General features: G+C 60.5%; 18 protein-coding genes. 8 read left to right on the top strand and 10 right to left on the bottom strand.

Annotation, left to right across the window (positions count from 1 at the left end):
- Positions 1–6 precede the first annotated feature (6 nt).
- Complete coding sequence (gene nirB, locus AWB64_RS10080) at positions 7–2,541, bottom strand: nitrite reductase large subunit NirB (RefSeq protein WP_060818564.1); 2,535 nt, start codon at positions 2,539–2,541, stop codon at positions 7–9.
- Between the two features lie 13 nt (positions 2,542–2,554).
- Positions 2,555–3,883 (bottom strand): MFS transporter, encoded by a 1,329-nt coding sequence (locus tag AWB64_RS10075; protein WP_060818563.1) that lies wholly within the window; start codon positions 3,881–3,883, stop codon positions 2,555–2,557.
- A gap of 539 nt (positions 3,884–4,422) precedes the next feature.
- Here AWB64_RS10075 and cobA point away from each other — a divergent pair.
- The 5 genes from cobA (at position 4,423) to AWB64_RS10045 (ending at position 10,114) form a co-directional block, all read left to right on the top strand.
- Positions 4,423–5,205: a uroporphyrinogen-III C-methyltransferase gene (gene cobA, locus AWB64_RS10065; RefSeq protein WP_082850424.1), complete on the top strand. Its 783-nt coding sequence runs from the start codon at positions 4,423–4,425 to the stop codon at positions 5,203–5,205.
- Positions 5,206–5,268: 63 nt separating this feature from the next.
- A complete protein-coding gene (locus tag AWB64_RS10060; RefSeq protein ID WP_060818561.1) occupies positions 5,269–5,844 on the top strand; it encodes an ANTAR domain-containing response regulator in 576 nt (191 codons plus the stop codon).
- A gap of 10 nt (positions 5,845–5,854) precedes the next feature.
- Complete coding sequence (locus AWB64_RS10055) at positions 5,855–7,000, top strand: CmpA/NrtA family ABC transporter substrate-binding protein (RefSeq protein ID WP_060818560.1); 1,146 nt, start codon at positions 5,855–5,857, stop codon at positions 6,998–7,000.
- Positions 7,001–7,261: 261 nt separating this feature from the next.
- Positions 7,262–8,560 carry a YihY/virulence factor BrkB family protein gene (locus AWB64_RS10050; protein WP_060818559.1) on the top strand — a complete coding sequence of 433 codons (1,299 nt, stop codon included), beginning with the start codon at positions 7,262–7,264 and terminating at the stop codon, positions 8,558–8,560.
- Between the two features lie 381 nt (positions 8,561–8,941).
- Entirely contained in the window at positions 8,942–10,114 is a 1,173-nt protein-coding gene (locus tag AWB64_RS10045) for a porin (protein ID WP_060818558.1), read from the top strand.
- A 198-nt stretch (positions 10,115–10,312) separates the two neighbouring features.
- Here AWB64_RS10045 and AWB64_RS10040 read toward each other — a convergent pair whose 3' ends face one another.
- From AWB64_RS10040 to AWB64_RS10020, 5 genes are all read right to left on the bottom strand, one after another.
- Positions 10,313–11,182: a proteasome-type protease gene (locus AWB64_RS10040; RefSeq protein WP_060818557.1), complete on the bottom strand. Its 870-nt coding sequence runs from the start codon at positions 11,180–11,182 to the stop codon at positions 10,313–10,315.
- A gap of 154 nt (positions 11,183–11,336) precedes the next feature.
- Entirely contained in the window at positions 11,337–12,134 is a 798-nt protein-coding gene (locus tag AWB64_RS10035) for a transglutaminase family protein (protein WP_060818556.1), read from the bottom strand.
- 32 nt (positions 12,135–12,166) lie between these two features.
- The gene (locus AWB64_RS10030; protein ID WP_060818760.1) at positions 12,167–13,120 is read right to left on the bottom strand and encodes an alpha-E domain-containing protein; all 954 of its coding nucleotides are present in this window, start codon (positions 13,118–13,120) and stop codon (positions 12,167–12,169) included.
- An 86-nt stretch (positions 13,121–13,206) separates the two neighbouring features.
- Positions 13,207–14,613, bottom strand: coding sequence for a circularly permuted type 2 ATP-grasp protein (locus AWB64_RS10025; RefSeq protein WP_060818555.1), 1,407 nt, complete (start codon positions 14,611–14,613; stop codon positions 13,207–13,209).
- Positions 14,614–14,985: 372 nt separating this feature from the next.
- Positions 14,986–16,077: an alpha/beta fold hydrolase gene (locus tag AWB64_RS10020; RefSeq protein ID WP_082850423.1), complete on the bottom strand. Its 1,092-nt coding sequence runs from the start codon at positions 16,075–16,077 to the stop codon at positions 14,986–14,988.
- A 195-nt stretch (positions 16,078–16,272) separates the two neighbouring features.
- Between AWB64_RS10020 and AWB64_RS10015 the strand changes: the two genes are divergently transcribed.
- The 3 genes from AWB64_RS10015 to AWB64_RS10005 are packed head-to-tail and all read left to right on the top strand — an operon-like array spanning position 16,273 to position 17,872.
- On the top strand, positions 16,273–17,076 hold the full coding sequence (locus AWB64_RS10015; RefSeq protein WP_082850437.1) for a DNA/RNA non-specific endonuclease: 804 nt from the start codon (positions 16,273–16,275) through the stop codon (positions 17,074–17,076).
- On the top strand, positions 17,069–17,329 hold the full coding sequence (locus AWB64_RS10010; RefSeq protein ID WP_060818554.1) for a hypothetical protein: 261 nt from the start codon (positions 17,069–17,071) through the stop codon (positions 17,327–17,329). The genes AWB64_RS10015 and AWB64_RS10010 overlap by 8 nt, the downstream gene beginning before the upstream one ends.
- Positions 17,330–17,368: 39 nt before the next feature.
- Positions 17,369–17,872: a methylated-DNA--[protein]-cysteine S-methyltransferase gene (locus AWB64_RS10005; RefSeq protein ID WP_060818553.1), complete on the top strand. Its 504-nt coding sequence runs from the start codon at positions 17,369–17,371 to the stop codon at positions 17,870–17,872.
- Between the two features lie 118 nt (positions 17,873–17,990).
- Here the strand turns inward: AWB64_RS10005 and AWB64_RS10000 are convergent, their stop codons facing one another.
- The 3 genes from AWB64_RS10000 to AWB64_RS09990 all read right to left on the bottom strand — a co-directional run bounded on the left by AWB64_RS10000 (position 17,991) and on the right by AWB64_RS09990 (position 20,269).
- On the bottom strand, positions 17,991–18,692 hold the full coding sequence (locus AWB64_RS10000) for an OmpA family protein (RefSeq protein ID WP_060818552.1): 702 nt from the start codon (positions 18,690–18,692) through the stop codon (positions 17,991–17,993).
- A gap of 394 nt (positions 18,693–19,086) precedes the next feature.
- A complete protein-coding gene (locus tag AWB64_RS09995; protein ID WP_060818551.1) occupies positions 19,087–19,794 on the bottom strand; it encodes a DUF2968 domain-containing protein in 708 nt (235 codons plus the stop codon).
- 196 nt (positions 19,795–19,990) lie between these two features.
- Entirely contained in the window at positions 19,991–20,269 is a 279-nt protein-coding gene (locus AWB64_RS09990; protein WP_060818550.1) for a hypothetical protein, read from the bottom strand.
- Positions 20,270–20,609: the final 340 nt, after the last annotated feature.

Genomic DNA, 20,609 nt, shown 5'->3' with positions numbered 1-20,609 from the left:
GCTCCGTCAAACAGTTTCAACCATCACAGGAATGCCGATCAATTTGCGCTCGGCGGGCGTGGCAGGACGAATCTGCCCGCGTTCCTCGACAAAACTCACGTTGTTGTCCGACGCGTCGCTGTTCACGAAGTGACGGAAACGCTTGCGGGTTTCAGGATCGGTGACGGCTTTCTTCCACTCGCATTCGTAGGTGTCGGCGACGTGCTGCATCTCGGCTTCGAGCTCGGCGGCGAGACCCAGTTTGTCGTGCACGACAACATCGATCAGATAGTCGAGGCCGCCCTCCAGGTTGTCGCGCCATACGCTCGTGCGCTGCAAGCGGTCAGCCGTGCGGACATAGAACATCAAGAAGCGGTCGATATATTTCACGAGCGTCACCGCATCCAGATCGGATGCAAGCAATTCAGCGTGGCGCGGTTTCATGCCGCCGTTACCGCATACGTAAAGATTCCAGCCCTTCTCGGTCGCGATGATGCCGACATCCTTGCCCTGCGCTTCCGCGCATTCGCGCGTGCATCCGGAAACGCCGAACTTGATCTTGTGCGGAGCGCGCAAGCCTTTGTAGCGGTTTTCGATATCGATCGCGAGGCCGACTGAATCGCCCACGCCGAAGCGGCACCATGTGGAGCCGACGCACGACTTGACCGTGCGCACCGCCTTGCCATACGCGTGACCCGATTCGAATCCGGCCGCGATCAGTTCTTCCCAGATGAACGGCAATTGCTCGACACGCGCGCCGAACAAATCGACACGCGCGCCGCCTGTCACCTTGGTGTAAAGCCCATACTTCTTCGCCACCTGTCCGACTGCGATCAGGCCATCGGGCGTCACCTCGCCGCCGGCCATGCGCGGCACGACGGAGTACGTGCCATCGCGCTGAATGTTCGCAAGGTAATAGTCGTTCGAGTCCTGCAGGCTTGCGTGCTCCTTCTTCAGCACGAACTCGTTCCAGCACGACGCAAGAATGCTGCTGACCGTCGGCTTGCAGATATCGCAGCCCAGTCCGCGACCATGCCTGGAAAGCAGTTCGCCGAAGGTTTTGATGCGCTCGACGCGCACCATGTGATAAAGCTCCTGACGCGAAAACGCAAAGTGCTCGCACACATGATTGTTGACCGCGAGCCCCTGCTTTTTCATCTCCGCCTTCATCACCTGCGTGACAAGCGACACGCATCCGCCGCATGAAGTGCCTGCTTTGGTCGCCGATTTCAACGCACCAATGCTCATTGCGCCCGCAGATACAGCCTCGCAAATCCGTCCCTTCGATACATCGTTGCACGAGCAGATTTGCGCAGATGCAGGCAGCGCGTCGACACCGAGCGCGGATTTCTGTTGACCATCGGACGAAGGAAGAATCAGGAATTCCGGCGACGCCGGCAACTCGATGCGGTTCAGCATCATCTGCAGCAACGTGCCGTACTCGTTCGCGTCGCCGACCATCACGCCGCCAAGCAGGAACTTGCCGCAATCGGACACCACGATCTTCTTGTAGACCTGCTTGCGTTCGTCGCTGAACTGATACGCGCGGCTTCCCGGCGTCTTGCCATGTGCGTCGCCAATGCTCGCCACGTCCACGCCCATCAGCTTCAATTTGGTGCTCATGTCCGCGCCCGCGAACGCGTGCTGTTCGCCGAGCAATTGCCTGGCGACCACGCGAGCCATGTCGTAACCCGGCGCAACAAGACCGAATATCTGTCCTTGCCACAACGCGCATTCGCCAATGGCGTAGATGTTTTCGTCGCTGGTCATGCAGTTGTCGTCAATCACGATACCGCCGCGCGCCCCCACTTCCAGACCGCTTGTGCGAGCGATTTCATCGCGCGGACGAATGCCCGCCGAGAACACGATCATGTCGGTATCGAGATGCGTGTCATCGGAGAATTGCATGCGGTGCGTACCCGCTTCGCCATCCGTGATAGCGACCGTATTCTTGTGCGTATGGACCGTCACGCCCAGCGCCTCGATCTTGTTGCGCAGCACGCGCGCGCCGCCGTCGTCGACCTGCACGGCCATCAGGCGCGGCGCAAATTCAACCACATGCGTCTGCAATCCGAGATCGCGCAGCGCCTTCGCGCATTCGAGTCCGAGCAAGCCACCGCCCACGACCGTGCCGGTCTTCGAGCGTGCGCCGCATGCCTTCATCGCCTCCAGATCTTCAATCGTCCGGTACACAAAGCAGTCGTGACGATCGCGGCCTGCCACCGGCGGCACGAACGGATACGAACCCGTCGCGAGCACGAGCTTGTCGTAGCTCAGGACTTCCCCGCTCGATACCGTCACGGTGCGCGCGGCGCGATCTATCGATACCGCCTTTGCATTGAGTTCCAGCCGTACGTTCTCGCGCTCGAAGAATCCCGCCTCTACGAGCGACAGATCATGCGCCGTCTTGCCGGAGAAAAATTCCGACAGATGCACCCGGTCGTATGCGGGCCGCGGCTCCTCGCACAGCACGGTGATATCGAGCCCATGTCCGGCTGTTTCAGCGAGGCATTCGAGCAGCTTGTGGCCCACCATTCCATGACCGATGACGACGATTTTCATGATCTGAATGCTCTCAGTTTGCAATGCGGTTGTTGACGCTCAATGCGTGCGCGCGTAATTCGTCCTCGCGTGCCTTGTGCTCGGTGCTAAAGCGCACGGCCAGCGCGCACAACGCGGAGATCGAGACCAGCACGCCAAGCGTCGCCAGGGTTTGCTGAACGTTGCCCAGGCCTTTCATCAAAAAGCCCGCGGCCACCGCGCCCACGTTTCCGCCCGCACCGATAATCCCCGCCACGCCGCCAAGCGCCTTGCGGTCGATGAACGGCACCAGCGCATACGTCGCGCCGCACGCCATATGCGTGAAGAGGCCAAAGCAGAGCATGGCGACCACGGCCAGGCCGACGCTGGTTTCATGCGAAAACCAGTACAGGCCAAGACCTTCGCCCGCGATCAGCGCGAACAACAAGGTCGAGCGCACGTCGAGTCCGCGGCGAGCCGCGAATTTGTCTGACAGCCAGCCTCCCAACGCGCGCGCGAACAGCGCCAGCAAGCCGAAGCTGCCTGCTGCGAGACCCGCGGTTTTCAACGAGAGATGGAAATGATTGACGTAGTAGACCGCGGCGATGTTATGAATGAACACTTCCACGCCGAAGCATGCGGCGTAAGTCACGAACAGCATCCATACGCGATAGTTCGCGCAGGCCGCGCGAAAGCTCGCCCAGCCGCCTTTCTTGCCGCCATCGATGGCTATGCCCTGCGCACGCAATTGCGCGAAGTTTCCTTGCGGGCAGTCTTGCGTCAGGCGCCAATAAAACACCGCCATGAGCGGCATGGCGAGAGCCGGCACCACGAGTGCGTAGCGCCACGCCGATGCATCGCTTGCGCCCAGTGCGAGCATTGCCGCCAGCAGCAGCGGCACGAGCGCCTGCGCTGCGCCTGCACCCGCGTTGCCCCAGCCAGCGCTCGTCGCGTTGGCGGTTCCAACCACGTTCGGCGCAAACATGACCGACGTGTGGTACTGCGTGATCACGAAGCTCGCGCCCACGGCACCAATGCCGAGGCGTGCCAGCAGGAAGCTCGTATAGCCGCCCGAGAGCGCCGCGCCGAGCACGGGAAATGCGCCAAGAACGAGCAGCGCCGTGTAGACCTTGCGCGGGCCGTATCGATCGCACATGGGACCGATGATCAGCCGCACCACGATCGTCGCCGCGACCGCCGCAATGTTGATGTTCGCGACCTGGTCGATCGAAAGACCGAACTGGCGCTGGATCAACGGCATCAGCGGCGCGCAGGCGAACCATGCAAAGAAACACACGAAGAACGCCATCCACGTGAGGTGGAATGCGCGCATTGGCGCCGTGCGAAAACTGAAGAGATCGATCCGCGTTGCTTTATCTGACATGGCCGTTTCCACAAAAACAAAAAGGCGTCCCGTGATTCCAGTCGCTTGACTGAATCAGGGGACGCCGTTGTCCAGGAAGCCCGTTAGGGCCGCTGCAATAAGGTGGTGCTTGAGGCAAGGAGACCGGATCGCCGTTGATCCGCAAGCAACGTCAAATGCAAGGCGTATGCCATGCAAAGCAACGCACCGTATGACAAGGCTTTCCGGGATTCCGAAGGAAATTTGGCAATTAACGCCGACGCCTTTTGATGCACCAAAGCACAGCTACGGTGCGCCGCAGCACTGTGCGCGTGCGGCCATTGAAAGGTGTACAAGCGGGCATGCACGCGCGGCAGGCACAAACGCTTCGCGACCAAACTCTGGCCTGGATATTGCATTTGGATAGCAGCGCCTGACAACGACGTCGCGCGCTGACTTTCTTGCGCATGTCCTTTGAACGGACATGCGCATCGGCGATCCAGGACAACGGCGTCCCTTCGTGCACGAGCACGAGCGGATGCCGTTTTGTTTTGAAACCCCGCCAAAGGACATCATCCATCATGACTACCGGCAAGATTACTTTGCTAAGCGCAGGCCCAGGAGACCTCGACCTGCTGACGATCAAGGCAGCGAAAGCGCTCGCGCTCGCCGACATCGTTCTGCTCGACGATCTTGCGAATCCCGGGATCGTGTCGCTCGCACCGCGCGCACGCGTGATTCGCGTGGGCAAGCGCGGCGGATGCAAGTCGACGCCCCAGGCTTTTATCGAGCGGCTGATGCAGCGCTATGCGCTCAAGGGCCTGCACGTAGTCCGCGTGAAAGGTGGCGAGGCACTGTTGTTCGGCCGCGCAGGAGAAGAACTCGCTGCGTTGCGCCGTGCGGGGATTCCTGTCGATATCGTCAATGGAATCTCGTCGGGCTTCGCGGCCGCGGCGAGCCTGGGTGTGTCGCTTACGCATCGCGAGCATTGCCAGGGCGTGACCTTCATCACCGCCCACAAGCAGGATCATGGCGAACCGGACTGGTCCGCGCTGGCGGCAACCGGCACCACGCTCGTCATCTATATGGGCATGACGCGCATCGAGCGCCTTTGCACTTCGCTCATGAGCGCATTGCCCGCATGCACGCCCGCGGCCGTCGTTCAATGGGCGGGCACGCAGGCTGAGCGCAGATGGCTCGGAACGCTTGATCGGCTGGCTATCGACGCAACCGATGCCGGCCTCGGCAGTCCTGCCGTGATCCTCATAGGGCCGGCGATTGGCGAAGCCATGCAATGGGTCGCGCAACCGGCACCCATTCACCAGATCAACCAAGAACCCTTTGACGCCCAGCGCGCCGCCTGACCGGATGGGTCCGCCCATGAAGTGCCTGCGCTGTCCGTGAACAAAAATACCGGCACTCGCCCCATGCTTCGCGTGCTTCTCGTCACCGACACCGACAAACCCATCGGCGATCTGCGCCAGGCGCTTGCACGCCTTGGCTACGACATGCTCGCCGAAGTCGCGACGCCGGCTGCGCTGCCGCGAGTGGTGGAAGAGCAGCGCCCGGATGTGGTGATCATCGATACGGAATCGCCTTCGCGCGACACGCTCGAACAGCTCGCCGTGATGAACGAGACCGCGCCGCGCCCGGTCCTCATGTTCAGCAACGACGCCGACCAGCAACTGATCCGCGACGCAGTCGGCGCCGGCGTCAGCGCATACCTTGTAGAAGGGCTCGAAGCCGGACGGCTTGCGCCCATTCTTGAAGTGGCGCTTGCGCGCTTCGCGCGCGAAGTGCAGTTGCGCCGCCGCCTCGCCGACGCCGAAACGGAACTCGCGGACCGCAAGCACATCGACCGGGCCAAGCGCCTCTTGATGGACCGGCGCAAGATGTCCGAGCAGGACGCATACGCGCTGCTTCGCAAACGCGCAATGGACCACGGGATGAAGCTTGCTGAAGTGGCCCGGCAGTTGGTATCGATGGCTGACTTACTAGGGTAGCCCGCACGACATGAACACTTCCTCGCCCTCTTCTTCCACTGGCAAGCCCGAGAAGACCCATATCCGCCTCGGCTTCGTAGCGCTGAGCGACGCCGCGCCGCTCGTCGCCGCGAAGGTCCTCGAGTTCGGTCATCGTCACGGGCTGACGCTCGAACTGTGCAGGCAGCCGTCGTGGGCGGCGGTGCGCGACAAGCTGCTGTCGGGCGAGATAGACGCCGCTCACGCGCTCTATGGTCTCGTGTGCGGCGTGCAGATGGGTATCGGCGGGCCACAGGGCGACATGGCCGTGCTCATGGTGCTCAACCGCAACGGCCAGGCGATCACGTTATCGAACAGGCTCGCTCAAGCATTGGAACAGCGCGGCAACCTGAAAGACGCGCTTGCCACGCTTGGCCGCCGTCCTGTGTTCGCGCAGACTTTCCCAACCGGCACACACGCCATGTGGCTGTACTACTGGCTTGCGTCTCAAGACGTGCATCCATTGCGCGATATTCGCAGCGTTGTGATCCCGCCGCCGCAAATGGTCGATGCATTGATAGAAGGCGAACTCGACGGCCTCTGTGTAGGCGAACCGTGGAACGCGGTGGCTGACGCGCGCGGCGCGGGCAAAACGGTCGCGGTCACGAGCCAGGTCTGGCCGGAACATCCGGAGAAAGTGCTCGCGAGCCGCCGCGACTTTGTGGCCCGCTATCCGGATACATCGCGTGCGTTGATCCAGACCATGCTGGAAGCCTGCCGATGGCTCGACGACCCCGCGCATCGAACCGATATATCGGCGTGGCTTGCCGCGCCCGAAGTGGTCGGCGCGCCTCAGGAATTGATCGCGCAGCGGCTGCTCGGCCACTACGATCCGGCGCAATTTCCAGTGCAGCCTCCAGGCGTCAGTTTTTTCAACGACGGCGCCGTGAATTATCCGCGCGCCTCCGATGGTCTCTGGTTCTTCACGCAATTTCGCCGCTGGGCCATGCTTGCGGGCGATCACGACGACGCGGCCATCGCCGCCGCGCTCTGCCAGACGGCGCTGTATCGCGAGGCGGCGGCCTTGATGGACGTTCACGTGCCGCAAGAAATCCGTGCCGATCGTCTGATCGATGGCCGCGAATGGGACGGACAGGATCCATCGGCCTATCTCGACGGTTTCACGCTGCGCGCGTGAAACGCGAAACGAATCGGCTACAAACCGACGGTCGGCCCAGCGCGACAGGCTCATACGTTTCCCGTTCACGTCGAAACTGGCCAAAGACTCGTCCGAATGGCCGATGCGTCCACTTGCCCATTGCAACGCGTGTTCTTCTGACGGATGCTTCACAGGCCACCTCAGCGACGGCGCACGTCCGCTGATCAACCGGTGGAACGCAATGTGCTCTGAGGCATTACAAACCGTCAGATCACATCGTCAAATGAATTCGAGGCTGCCATGAGCACGTTGTCCACCGAGAAAATCCAGGCTGTAGTGAAGAAGGATGCGTCCTGGGTCATGGGCGCGCTTAAGAAATTTGGCGAGAACCGATGCGCGGCAATGGCTGCAAGCATCGCGTTCTACTCCGCGTTTTCGCTCGCGCCCACGCTGGTCATGGTGATCGCGGTGGCAGGGTGGGTGTTCGGGGCGGAAGCGGCGCGCGGCCAGTTGTTCCACCAGGTCAACGGCATGCTCGGCGATCAGGCGGCGGCGAGCGTGCAAAGCATTGTCGAAAATGCGCATCGCAGCGGCGGTACGGGAATAGCGGCGATCATTTCCTTCGTATTGCTTGCCGTGGGTGCATCGGCCACATTTTCATCGCTCAATACCGCGCTGAACCTTGTCTGGCCGCTTACCGGCGAGCAAAAATCGAGCGTTTTCGCCATGGTGCGGGTCCGGTTGATTTCGTTTGGCCTCGTGCTGGGCGTGGCTTTCCTCCTGATCGTCTCGCTCGTGCTCGATACCGCTATCCAGGCTATCGGCAAATGGCTGTGGGGCGATTCGTCGTTCGTGATAATCGGCGACCTGATTCAGCTTGCCGTAGGCCTCGTCATACTGTCCCTGGCGTTTGGCGCACTGCTGAAATTCCTGCCCGATGCCCGCGTGCAATGGCGTGACGCGCTGGTGGGCGGCGTCGTCGCGGCCATCCTGTTCTCGGTCGGCAAGAAGCTGTTTGCGTTCTACCTGACGCACGCGGGCACGGCCAATTCATTCGGCGCCGCGGGCTCTCTCGCGGTACTGCTGATGTGGCTGTATTTCTCGGCGGCGGTGTTGCTGCTTGGCGCGGAATTCTCAGCCGCGCGGGCTCGCCTGCACGACCCGCGCGGGGCATGGGGCCAACAAAGCGGGCGCGTGCCGCCTGGAAGCCGCGCCAAGATCGGGTCAATGCTCGCCGGATCGACTATTGCCGGGCGCCCCGCCGATATCTCCGTTGCAACCCGTGTGTCCCCGCCCGTACCCGGATCGGCGCGCACCTCGATAGAACAACGCACCGAGCGCTCACAAAAGCTGACTCAACAGGCGCGGAAAAAAGTCTCCGCAATCAGTACGGCGCTCGCGGTCAGCCGAAAACTGGCTCGGGCCGAAACGACCGCCACGAAGGCAACGGCCCAGGCCATGCTCGGTTGCGGGAAAAAGGCTGTGCAGGCAAACGATCTGGTGCGGCGCCATCCATGGCGTGCCGTGTTGCTGGCTGGCGGCGCCGGTCTTGCACTCGCGCTTTTATCAGGGCGGGACCAGCCGCCGCGCATGGATTAGGTCGCGTCGTACAGGTGCTCGGCCAGTGCGTCTGGCCCGCAAAGCCCATTGCGCGGGCAGTCAATAACACACCCGGTTTGGTAATCCTCCATAACGCGTTGCTATAACGCCGAATTAGTAAAAAACTAATAAAGTTCGGATGCAACTTCCACTGAAAGTTCATTAATGGGAACTTTCATTCGCGGACCCGGTCGTGCACATTTCAATAGATGAATACCGCTCTAAACCCTTGACAGGCTTGACTACAAGGCTTCCCCCTGCATGGCTCGCAAAGTGTCTGATTTTCGAGACATGTTTAATTTTCTGGTTCTTCACTTTTGTAACGCTGCGTTATTCTCTGCGCCGGCAACAACGAATTTAAATCTTCGCGTGGAGAACTCGATGAAACGTATCGCACTGACTTCCCTTTCGCTGGCACTGCTCGGCGCAGCCGGCGCAGCCCAAGCGCAAAATAGCGTGACGCTGTATGGCGTGATCGACGCCGGCATCGGCTACGTGCACAACGCACAAGGCAACGAGAAGCTGGTTGGCATGATCAACGGCAACCTGTCGGGCGATCGTTGGGGCTTGAAGGGTCAAGAAGACCTGGGCGGCGGCCTGAAGGCGATTTTCCAGTTGGAAAACGGCTTTGACATCGGCACCGGCCGTCTGGGCCAAGGCGGCCGCGAATTTGGTCGTCAGGCGTTCGTCGGTTTGACCGCTGACCAGTACGGTACGGTCACGATCGGTCGTCAATACGACCCGCTGGTCGACATGGTGCAAGGCATCACGGCTGACAACTACTTCGGTTCGGCTTTCGCAACCCCGGGCGACGTGGACAACTACGACAACAGCCTGCGTACGTCGAACGCTGTGAAGTACGTGTCCCCGAACTGGGCCGGCCTGCAAGTCGAAGGTTTGTACGGCTTCAGCAACCTGGCTGGCACGACGGGCCAAGGCCAGACGTGGTCGGGCGCCGTTGCGTATAACAACGGCCCGTTGGGCTTGGCTGCGGGTTACTTCTACTCGAGCAACCCGAGCGCTGGCCGCGGACCGGCATGGAACAGCCCGTCGTCGGATTCGCTGTTCGATGGCCCGATCAACAACGGCTACACCACGGCTCACTCGATCGGTATCGCTCGCGCTGCTGCACAGTACGCAATCGGCCCGGTAACGGTCGGCGCGTCGTACAGCAATGCGCAGTACAAGCCGGACGGTTTCTCGGCTTACACGGAAACGCAGAAGTACAACATCGGCAACGCGTTCGTGAACTTCCAGGCTACGCCGGCCCTGCTGTTGGGCGCAGGCTACACGTACGAGAAGGCAAGCGGCGATACGTCGGCCAAGTACCACCAGGCTTCGCTTGGCGCGGACTACTCGGTGTCCAAGCGTACGGACCTGTACGCTGTGGCGGCTTATCAGCACGCAAGCGGCACGCAAGCTACGTACACGACGAACGCAGCAGGCCAGACGGTTCGCGTCGATCAGGCTGCACAAGCTTCGATCGGTTCGTATGGCTTCGCGGGTACGAGCAACCAGGAACTCGTGATCGTCGGTATCCGTCACAAGTTCTAAAGTCAGATCCGGCGCGCGGGTTCAACAAAGCCGGCGCGCTCGTTTCGGCTTCGGTTCAAAAACAGCCATCGGATTCCGTCGATGGCTGTTTTTTTATGGCTGACCGGTCAGCCATGACGGCCGCACACAAAAAAAGCCCGCTGTCTTTCGACAGCGGGCTTTTGCGTTGCTGATTTCGTTCGGCTTCGCTCGGAAAACCTACTGCTGCGATCGCCCCGTATCCGGCTGCATCAGCGTCTGGAACGGCGGCGCCGATGCATCCGGCTGCGTCAACGCGTCGCCGTGCACCACGCGCGGCACGCTCGATATCGTTTCACGTGCCCGCAGCGGCACATTCGCGGGATCGGCCCACGTAGGATTCGGAATCTCGCCGAAGATCTGCCGCAACCGCTCGCCCCACGTACGATGGATCATCTGGAAATACTGGTTGTCGTGATCGAGCGTGGAGAAGCGCGTAACCCTCAGCGAGTCTTTCTCGTAGACGAGCAGGTCGAGCGGCAGTCCCACGGACAAATTGGAACGCAGCGTGGAATCCATGGAAACCAGCGCGCACTTCGCAACTTCGTCAAGCGGCGTGGCGGGCGTGATCACGCGATCGATAATTGGTTTGCCGTACTTCGACTCGCCGATCTGGAAATACGGACTCACCAGCGACGCTTCGACAAAATTGCCTGCCGAATAGATCATGAACAAGCGCGTGTTCGCGCCGCGAATCTGGCCGCCAAGAATGAAACTGCAATTGAAGTCGACACTGAATTCCGCCAGCGTCGCGGCGTCTCGCCGGTGCACTTCGCGCACCGCTTCGCCCACCAGCCGGGCCGCGTCCGCCATGGACGGCGCGTTGTAGAGCGTGAGTTTGTCCTCGGGCGCGGGTTCCGACAGCAACTGCATGACGGCCTGCGTCAAGGCCAGGTTGCCCGCGGCGAGCAGCACGAGAACACGCTCGCCGGGCTGCTCGAAGACCGCCATCTTGCGGGCCGCGCTCACGTGGTCGACCCCGGCGTTCGTGCGTGTATCGGACAGGAAAACCAGTCCCTCTTCAACGCGCATTGCCACGCAATAAGTCATGCGTCGAATTCCTGAAAGAAGCAAACCAGTATTGTAAGCGCGCTCCCGCAGGACCGGGCCAGAAAGGTGCTGAAAAACATGTACTCAAACTCACCGTTCATTTACTTTTAACATATCGGCAAATGCGGCGCGTACTTGAGCCGAAAGAAGCACGTCACTGATCGGCCATTGCCTGCACCGACACATCCACGCTCATGCGTTCTTCCTTGCCACCAACCCGTGAACCCCGCACCGGCGCAGCGGCTTCGTAGTCGCGCGCGACGGCAAGCCTGCAGTAGCGGCCGCTGGCAAACGCAGCATGCGTCACATCCACCGATACCCAACCATCGTCGAGCCACACGTCCACCCATGCGTGGCTCGCGGCATGCGGGACATCGCCTGGATCGATATAACCGCTCACATACCGTGCCGGCACGCCTCGCGAGCGGCAGCACGCCAGCATCAGATGCGCGTGGTCCTGGCACACGCCGTTGCCGAGTTTCAGCGCTTCGGCGGCGGTGCTCGTCACGCCCGTCACGCCCGCCTTGAACTGCACCTTCCCCTCTATCTTCTCGGCCAGCGCAATCAGCGCCGCGGGCGAATCGATCTTCGGCACGGAATGCGCGAGTTCCCGGATGGATGCATCGGCCTCGGTCAACGCGGTGTGACAGGTGTAGTGCTGCAGCGGAATCCGGCCCGGGCCGTCGTGGAGCCGGCCGCCATCGAGCAAGGTGGTTTCGACCTGGCCCGTCACCGACAGGTGAATCTCCGTGTGCGGCCTGGTCAGCACGAGCGTATGCAAGGTGTTGGCGTAGGCGTCGCGCGTGACATCGAGCTTGCCGACGGTATCGATATGCCAGCGGCGCACCATCTGCGCGGAGCCGTTGGCCGGCGTCATGCGCAGTTGCTGGATGGAATACTGCACGGGCACGGCGTAGCGGTAGCTCGTGTGATGCCGAATGGTCAGAAGCATGATGTTTCCCAGTGTTTCCAGTGCGGATGCGTTCAGGCGAGAGGCAACATGAGGAACGTGCGCATCACGCGTACGCCCAGTTCGTCGACCCGCTTCAGGAATTGCGTCAGATAGGCGTGCACACCCGTTTCAAGGATCTGGCGGATATCCGTGTACAGCACGTCCGCGCGCAGCTTGCCGGCAAAGCGCTCGCAGTCATTCGACGCGTTCGTGCGCAGCTTGTCGAGCGTTTCGCAAACGCCATCCAGTGACGCCAGCAACGAACGCGGCATCTGCGCGTTGAGAATCAGCAATTCCACCACGCGCGAAGGCGTCACCACATCGCGATACACCTTCCGGTAGATCTCCAGCGCCGACACCGAACTCAATATCGATGTCCAGTAATAGAAGTCTTCCAGTTGACGCGCCGCTTCGCGCGAGTTGGGTTCCGCGTCGGCAAAACGCACGTCCAGAATGCGCGCGGTGTTATCCGCGCGCTCCAGGTACATGCCAAGCTGGATGAACCAGAACGCGTCGTCGTGAAGCGCCGTGCCGACCATCACGCCACGGCACAGGTTCGAGCGGTACTTGACCCACTCGAAAAGCGTATCGGGACTGTTTTCGAGTTCGCCGGCCGCGAGCTTTTCGCCAAACTCAAGCCACGTGAAGTTGATGGTTTCCCAGGCTTCCGTGGTCAGCGTCCCGCGCACCGCGCGCGCGTTTTCACGGGTTGCGTGCAGACAGGAGATGATGCTCGACGGATTGCCCGAATCGGCGACCATGAAGTGCAGCATGTCTTCAAGTGAATCGGAACCCGGAAACCGCTCTTCAAAAAATGATTCGAGCTCCGAAATACGCAGCACCGACCGCTGCGCGCGCGCAATCTGTTCGGGCGTCTGCGGCAGCAGCATGCCCTTCAGGTTGATGTCGAGCATGCGCGCCGTGTTTTCAGCCCGCTCCATGTAGCGGGCCATCCAGAAAAGGTGATCGGCTGTACGGCTTAGCATCATGATGGCGTTCCGTTGTTATGCAGCGCCGAAAAGCAGCGCAACGCGTGAGGCCGTAGCCGTGCGGGTAGTTTCGCCGTGGCGGCTTAATCCACCATCCAGGTATCTTTCGTGCCGCCGCCCTGCGACGAATTCACGACGAGCGAACCCTCCTTCAAGGCCACGCGTGTCAGGCCGCCAGCCGCCATGGTCACTTCCTTGCCGGACAATACAAACGGCCGCAAGTCGATATGGCGCGGCGCGATGCCCGACTCCACGAAGGTCGGGCACGCGGACAGCGCGAGCGTGGGCTGGGCAATATACCCATCGGGCCGCGCCACCAGGCGCTCCCGGAATGCCTCGATCTCGGCTTTTGTCGATGCCGGCCCGACCAGCATGCCGTAACCGCCCGCGCCGTGAACTTCCTTCACGACCAGTTCCGGCAAATGCGCCAGCGTGTACGCGAGGTCCTCGGGCCTGCGGCATTGGTAGGTCGGCACGTTGTTCAGGATTGGCGTCTCGCCGAGATAGAACTCGATCATGTCCGGCACGAACGGATAGATGGATTTATCGTCGGCAATGCCGGTGCCCATCGCATTCGCCAGCGCCACACGTCCCGCGCGGTACGAAGTCAAGAGGCCCGGCACGCCGAGCGCCGAATCCGTGCGGAACGCGAGCGGGTCCATGAAGTCGTCATCGAGCCGCCGGTAAATCACATCCACGCGCTTTGGTCCCTGCGTGGTGCGCATGAAGACGTAGTTCTCATCGACGAAAAGATCCTTGCCCTCGACCAGTTCCACGCCCATTTGCTGCGCGAGGAACGAGTGCTCGAAGTACGCCGAGTTGTACATGCCCGGCGTCAGCACGACCACGTTGGGGTCGTCCACGCCGGCCGGCGCAATCGAGCGCAGCGTTTCGAGCAGCAAATCCGGATAATGCGCGACCGGCGCGATGCGGTTCTGCACGAACAATTCGGGGAAGAGCCGCATCATCATCTTGCGGTTTTCCAGCATGTACGACACACCCGACGGCACGCGCAAGTTGTCTTCCAGCACGTAGAACTCGCCCGCATTTCCGGCGCGGACCACATCGACGCCGGCCACGTGCGCATAGACGTCCAGCGGCACGTCCACGCCCTGCATTTCCGGCCGATACTGCGCGTTCGTATACACCTGTTCCGCCGGAATCTTGCCGGCGCGGACAATGTCATGATCGTGATAAATATCGCGGATGAACATGTTCAGCGCCCGCACGCGCTGCCTGAGGCCAGCTTCGAGCTTGCGCCATTCGTCGCCGGGGATGATGCGCGGAATCATGTCGAAGGGAATCAGGCGCTCGGTGCCGGACAAGTCGCCATTCACGGCGAACGTGATACCCACGCGCCGGAACAGCAGGTCGGCTTCCGCACGTTTGCGCGCGATGGTTTCAGGGCTTTGCGTGGAAAGCCACCGGGAGAACCGTGCGTAGTGCGCCCGCACGGTTTCTTCGTGACGCATTTCGTCGTAGATCTGCATCTGTGCGTCCTTTTCTGGTCGCGGCGCGAATGCCGCTATGGGTGGATGAAGGCGACACACAATTGCCCGTCGCCCGGCCACGCCTTGTCCGACGCGTTGGGTAGTTTCAGTATCCTCAATAAAGCAACAGCCGTGCCATTTTTTTAATACTTGTTTTTACTCATTGTTTTGGCGGGTTAAGCGAATGCGCTGCTTCAAATGAGTGCGGCGGGATTTCGCTGGCGCGAAGCGTCGTCCACGCGACGCCCCCGTCTGGTGCACGGTAGGCTAAATTGCCGATCGCTTCAATGGGTATTCGCGGGCAGGTTGATGCGGCGCACGGCGGCGCGCGTTGCATCAACCTGCGCACGCCGCGCCGGGTGCGGATCTGGTTCAGTTGCTTTTGGCGCCTACGGACGCAAGCCCTTCGAGCAAGGCGTGATGGAACGCGCGCGGATCCTGCATCTGCGGCGCGTGTCCGAGTTCCGGAAACTCGACGAGCTTCGCCCCGGCAATAGCCGCCGCTGCCTGTTTCGCCAACTCGGGATATCGCCCGAGCGTCGGCCGGATATCCGGCGGCGCGAGATCCTTGCCGATCGCGGTCGTATCCTTGTCGCCAATAAGCAGCAACGTCGGCGTCCGGATCTGCCCGAACTCATAGACCACCGGCTGCGTGTAGATCATGTCGTACAGCAATGCCGAATTCCACGCCACGAGATCTTTCCCTGGCCCGCGATACATCCCGGCCAGCATCTGCACCCACGGCTCATAGCGCGCGTCCCAGTGACCCGCGTAATACGTGGACTGTTCGTACTTGCGAATGCCGTCGGCGGTGGTCTTCAACTCGCGCATGTACCAGTCATCGAGGGAAATGGACGGCACACCCTTCGCCTTCCAGTCTTCAAGGCCAATCGGGTTCACCAGCACAAGCTGCTCGGTGTCCTGCGGGTACATCAGCGCGTATCGCACGGCGATCATCCCGCCCGTGGAATGCGCGACGAGCGTCGCCTTTTTCACGCCGAGCGCCTCGAGCAGCGCATGCGTATTGCGGGCGAGTTGCTGGAACGTGTATTGATAACGCGTTGGCTTCGTGGATTTGCAAAAGCCGATCTGATCGGGCGCAATCACGCGATAACCCGCGCTGGTCAATACATCGATGCTCTCCTTCCACGTCGCCGCACAGAAGTTCTTGCCGTGAAGCAGGACGACAGTCCGGCCGTTCGGATTCTTCGACGCCACGTCCATATACGCCATGCGCACGATCTGCCGCTGCGATGACAACGCAAACCTGCCGACCGGATACGGATAGTCGAAACCCTGCAACTCGGGACCGTAGACAGGGCCGTCGTTATCGGCGGCTGAAGGGGCGGCGGACGGAGCAGTCGCCGAAGCGGCGGACGCACTTGAGTCATCCGCAAAAACAGGCGATGCAACCAATGAGAGCGAAGCTAAAACAGCGCAAAACATGCGGCTGATCAAAGTCATGGGCGCGCAAACTCGCAGATAAGAACAGGAAGGACCGACAAGCTCGGGCGCTTGAGCCGCGATGCCGCGGCGGGGGAATTTTATCGCGTGCTGGCTTTGATCGGGGCGGAGTGCTTTTGTGCTTACGTGCAGCCGCCGCTCGGACGCGTGCGCTTATACTGCCGCCTCGACCAAACGACCACCCTCGCCTTTCGCATGCAAATCCGCTTCCCGCAGTTCAAAGCGCGCTTTACAGCACGTTTCATAACTCGCTTTCCGCTCTTCCTGGCCGCGCTCGGCTGCACGTTTTCCCTGACCGCTTTCGCCGCAGACTGTCCGCAATTCAGCCCTGGAGGCCAGACGCCCATTGTGGTGAACGCGAAGATGCGCGCGTCCACGCAGCAACTTTGCTATTCCGATTTCGCCGTCCTCCATTCCGGCATAACCCACGGCCCCTTGTGGTCGGCGGAACACCTCACGCCGGAACACATCGACGACGCCCGTGACAACACGCGCACAAACCGCTTTTTCGTCGATAAGAAACTGCCGCCCGGCGAAAGCGCCACGCTCTCGGACTACAAGCAAAGCGGCTTCGATCGCGGCCACATGAGTCCCGCCGGCGACCGGTGGGACAAGAAAGGCATGGCCGAATCGTTTTCGCTTGCGAACGTTGTGCCGCAAAACCCGTCGAACAACCGGCGCATCTGGGCGCGTATCGAGCAAGCGGTGCGGCGGCTGGTCGAGCAATCCGGCGATGTCTACGTCGTGACCGGCCCGCTTTTTTCCGGACGGCAGTTGCAGACCATCGGCGAGTCGCGTGTGCTGGTGCCCACTCAGTTGTATAAGGTCGTGTATTTGCCGCAACGCAAGCTGGCGTTCGCCGTGGTCGTCGACAATACGCCGACGAACCAATACACAGTCAAGACGGTCCACGAGCTGGAGGCCATGAGCGGACTGCAGTTTCCGGGCATTCCGGATTCTCTGAAAGATCAACGCATTGGAGGACTAAAAGGTGTTTAAGCCATTCTCAAACGATACCGACACGCTCAACATCAATGGCGACGCACTCGTGATTGCCAATGACCCGGCGCGCCTGTCTGTTTCCGGCGACCTGACGATTACCCGCGACAAGACCGGCCTCGCGACGGCGCTTGCGTTGCAAAAAGCAGTGAACGCGATTGTCGATGCATTGCAAAGCGACGCCGCGCTGCCCGCCAAACTTGCCGCCGATCCGGCAAAGGCCGCCAGCAAGACCGATAATCCGTTTATCTAGGCTTGAAATCGAGCCGCTTGAAATGGCTGGGAGAGACTGTTGATCGAATGTCACGTTGCACCAAGTCCGCTTGGCCACCTCGCGTATCGCGCTGAAGATGAACACCTTACGGGGCTGTTTTTTATCGGCCAGAAACATTTCCCCAAAGGTCTCGCCGATACCGGCACGACGCGCTCGCGCGTCGTCGCAGAAGCGATGGAGCAGATCGCCGAATATTTCGCCGGCGAACGGACCGTGTTTTCCGTCAAGTTGCGTTTGAATGGAACAGAATTCCAGCAGCGCGTGTGGGCTGCGCTTCAGGAAATTCCATTTGGAAATTCGTGGACATACGGCGATCTCGCGCGTCGCATGGGATATGCGCCGGGCGCGTCGCGAGCCGTGGGCGCTGCGAACGGACGCAATCCGGTAGGCATTATCGTGCCGTGTCATCGCGTGATTGGCGCGGACGGCGAGTTGACGGGATACGCGGGCGGTGTGGAGCGCAAGCAGCATCTGTTGACGCTGGAAGGCGGCCCGGGAAGGGCACAGTTAACGCTGTTCTAGCCGATCAGAACATTAGCCGTCCCGGACGCACAAAAACCCCGCAAGCGCTACGCGCTGCGGGGTTTTTGCATCGGAGCGTTAAAACTAGAGCCCGAAGCCCCGGCTAACGCCGATCCGATTACTGCGTGCTGACGCGAATTTCCACGCGACGGTTCTTTGCGCGACCTGCGGCGGTCGAATTCGACGCAACCGGGTTGGCAGCGCCAAAACCTTGCGCCTTGAAGTTTTGCGAACGCAAGCCGTTGCTCTTCAGGTATTGCATCACCGATTCCGCACGACGCTGCGACAGGCGCAGGTTATGCGAAGCCGAGCCCGTCGAGTCGGTGTAACCCGCCACTTCGACTTGGCGCAGTTGCACGTTCTGCCCAGCGGCGACGAACTCGTCGAGCGTGTTCTTGGCGGTCTGCGTAAGCGTGGCACTGTCGGTCGCGAAGTTCGCATCGCCGCTCAGATCGATCTGACGCGGCATTTCCGGGGCGGCCTGCGGCACGGGCGCGGGAGCCGGCGCGGGCGCCACTTCCGGCTGAGCCGGCGCGCCGCACTGGAACGTCAGGACGCGCGGATCCATGGCGTCGTCCGACGGAGCGCGCAGGCGTTCCATGGTTTCAAGCTTGTATGCGGGCTTGTCGCCGCAGATTTTCTGCGCCTGCTTCACGCATGCAGCGACGCCTTCGAACAAACCATGGCATTCCACGCGATAAACCTGCGCACCATTAGCGGTTTGAATCTGATTGGCATTGAAGGTGGGGCCCGAAGCGCTGGAGCAGCCAGCGAGCGCACCAATTGACAACAAGCCTGCAGCGATTAATTTATTAGACATCCTGTTTACCATTTCGAAATTACGTGTGACTGAGATATCGAGACAAATGCGTACTGGTCGGGCCATCAGACAATTACCCGATTTCCACAGCCACTTTATTCGCCTCAAGCCTTCGATCCGGATATCAAAAATGATCTGGAATCCGAAATCGCGCGGCATGTTAGCACGCGTAATCAAGCATTCCTTACTGGATAATTCTTAATTGATGAAACAGTTTTGAACGATTTTGGAAACAACTGTTAAACGTTAATTATCGGAAAAGTTTTAGCGGCTTATTACTGCGATGGCAATAAAAAACGGCCGCGATGGCGGCCGTTTTTACGGTGCTTGAAACGCTTCGCGCGTGCGTAAGTGGCTGCACCATGACTGCAGGGTTTGTATTGTCAGGCGCGAGTCACTTCGGAAACGGCAATGGCATCAGGTCGGTATCCGATTGGCGCTGAAGGTCCTGCACCTTGGTCTGCAACGCGCGCAATTGCGCTTGCGCCGCATCCTGCTCCGCACGCAGCGAACGAATGGCCTCTTGCTGCTCGGCCTGGCGGTCCACCACCTGGCTTTGCTGGGCCCGCGCGACTTCCAGGTCGGCCTGCAAGCGGTTCGCACGCGATTGCTGAACGGCAATCAACCGGTCGGCAAAGTTCTTTTCGGCCTCGAGCTTGGTGCGGCGGATTTCCGTATCGGCAAGCGCGGCGCTGTTCTTCGCAAAGTCCGCATAAACTGTTTCCGCACGCGCGTCAGCCTGTGTCTTGACTACGCGCCAGAATTTCTTTTGCTGGAACAATGCAATATAAAAAGTCATTTCGTCCGGGTAAAACAACATGCTCGCGCCATAACTCCCGTTATACGTGGTGCGTAATTCCTTTACCTTTCCGTCGCGGATCATTTGCTGCAATTCCGCGATGTTGCCATTGGCCGTTGCCTGCGGTTCGTCGGCAGCGCCGTTGGTCAGCAGACTGCGGCGCGCGCCCGAACCACCTAGCGCATCGGCCGTTGTGGCGCTGCCTTGCGCGGACGCTGTCGGCCCGGCAGCGCACGCCGCGCCGCACAGGATGAACCATGCCAAGACCAGCGCCCCGCCTCTCGTTGTTTTGTTGGAGTTCATGGAATTTCCGGGTTGAACGCAATTAAGAATGCGAAAGCACGGGAATTATGGCAGATAGAAAAGGTAAAGCGGAAAATGCGTGAGGCCGCTTTTTGTATCTACTTCGTCACTTGAAACACTGCATGCTTTGGAGCAATTCCTGAAGCGATTCTTTAGCAACTCCCGTAGAAATTCTTCAAACGTTTCAAGCCGCGCTTTAGAGATCGTGGCGCAAACGCACACGATCCGAATCAGGCTGACGCGGATGTATGTCGCCCATATTGCTCACGGGCGAAAAGATACGGGCATCATCGGTCCGGTCAGGCACAGCCGACAAGATTGCGCGATCCGACCGAAACGCGAATGGCGCGCCGGAGTAAATACCCGGATCGATGGATGCCGCGGCCGTGCCTGGCCCGGCGTGGGCCAAACCGCCAAGCGCGAGCAGGCTTGCGGCAATGAAGATGGAACGCAACGACGTTGGACGTGAGGACATTGGCGGTCTCGCAGCAGGAATGCCTGCGCGAACGGCCAGAGAACTGCGGACTCGTACAGGCGTGAAACGAACGGAAGAACGCGGCTGCGCGTCAGGTCGACGCAACACGCGTACGCAAACCAAGATGAGACCATCGGCACGCGCGGCGAACCATGAGCGAGTTCTTAATTTCTCCCAGACAACATCGATAAACTGGACACTGTGCGCGAAGCGTCGGCCGCGTGAAAATGCGTGCCACGGGCCTTTGCCGGCCGCTGCTGGATCAAAAACGATTGCGCAAAAATTTACAAATACCGATATCGTGCGGCTTCTCGGCGATAATCACGTTTTACGCGCCACC

The organism is Caballeronia sordidicola (genome assembly GCF_001544455.2).
GTDB classification, from domain to species: Bacteria; Pseudomonadota; Gammaproteobacteria; order Burkholderiales; family Burkholderiaceae; genus Caballeronia; species Caballeronia sordidicola.
The sequence above is the reverse complement of the archived record's forward strand: the minus strand, read 5'-3'. Positions and strand labels throughout refer to the sequence as shown.

Excerpts from the sequence above, each read along its gene's own strand:
- AWB64_RS10000 (WP_060818552.1), bottom strand. The coding sequence starts at position 18,692 with ATGTCTAATAAATTAATCGCTGCAGGCTTGTTGTCAATTGGTGCGCTC.
- AWB64_RS10060 (WP_060818561.1), top strand. The coding sequence starts at position 5,269 with ATGCTTCGCGTGCTTCTCGTCACCGACACCGACAAACCCATCGGCGAT.
- AWB64_RS10015 (WP_082850437.1), top strand. The coding sequence starts at position 16,273 with ATGCAAATCCGCTTCCCGCAGTTCAAAGCGCGCTTTACAGCACGTTTC.
- AWB64_RS10035 (WP_060818556.1), bottom strand. The coding sequence starts at position 12,134 with ATGCTTCTGACCATTCGGCATCACACGAGCTACCGCTACGCCGTGCCC.
- cobA (WP_082850424.1), top strand. The coding sequence starts at position 4,423 with ATGACTACCGGCAAGATTACTTTGCTAAGCGCAGGCCCAGGAGACCTC.
- AWB64_RS09990 (WP_060818550.1), bottom strand. The coding sequence starts at position 20,269 with ATGTCCTCACGTCCAACGTCGTTGCGTTCCATCTTCATTGCCGCAAGC.
- AWB64_RS10075 (WP_060818563.1), bottom strand. The coding sequence starts at position 3,883 with ATGTCAGATAAAGCAACGCGGATCGATCTCTTCAGTTTTCGCACGGCG.
- AWB64_RS10025 (WP_060818555.1), bottom strand. The coding sequence starts at position 14,613 with ATGCAGATCTACGACGAAATGCGTCACGAAGAAACCGTGCGGGCGCAC.
- AWB64_RS10040 (WP_060818557.1), bottom strand. The coding sequence starts at position 11,182 with ATGACTTATTGCGTGGCAATGCGCGTTGAAGAGGGACTGGTTTTCCTG.
- nirB (WP_060818564.1), bottom strand. The coding sequence starts at position 2,541 with ATGAAAATCGTCGTCATCGGTCATGGAATGGTGGGCCACAAGCTGCTC.
- AWB64_RS10030 (WP_060818760.1), bottom strand. The coding sequence starts at position 13,120 with ATGCTAAGCCGTACAGCCGATCACCTTTTCTGGATGGCCCGCTACATG.
- AWB64_RS10045 (WP_060818558.1), top strand. The coding sequence starts at position 8,942 with ATGAAACGTATCGCACTGACTTCCCTTTCGCTGGCACTGCTCGGCGCA.
- AWB64_RS10055 (WP_060818560.1), top strand. The coding sequence starts at position 5,855 with ATGAACACTTCCTCGCCCTCTTCTTCCACTGGCAAGCCCGAGAAGACC.
- AWB64_RS10020 (WP_082850423.1), bottom strand. The coding sequence starts at position 16,077 with ATGACTTTGATCAGCCGCATGTTTTGCGCTGTTTTAGCTTCGCTCTCA.
- AWB64_RS09995 (WP_060818551.1), bottom strand. The coding sequence starts at position 19,794 with ATGAACTCCAACAAAACAACGAGAGGCGGGGCGCTGGTCTTGGCATGG.
- AWB64_RS10050 (WP_060818559.1), top strand. The coding sequence starts at position 7,262 with ATGAGCACGTTGTCCACCGAGAAAATCCAGGCTGTAGTGAAGAAGGAT.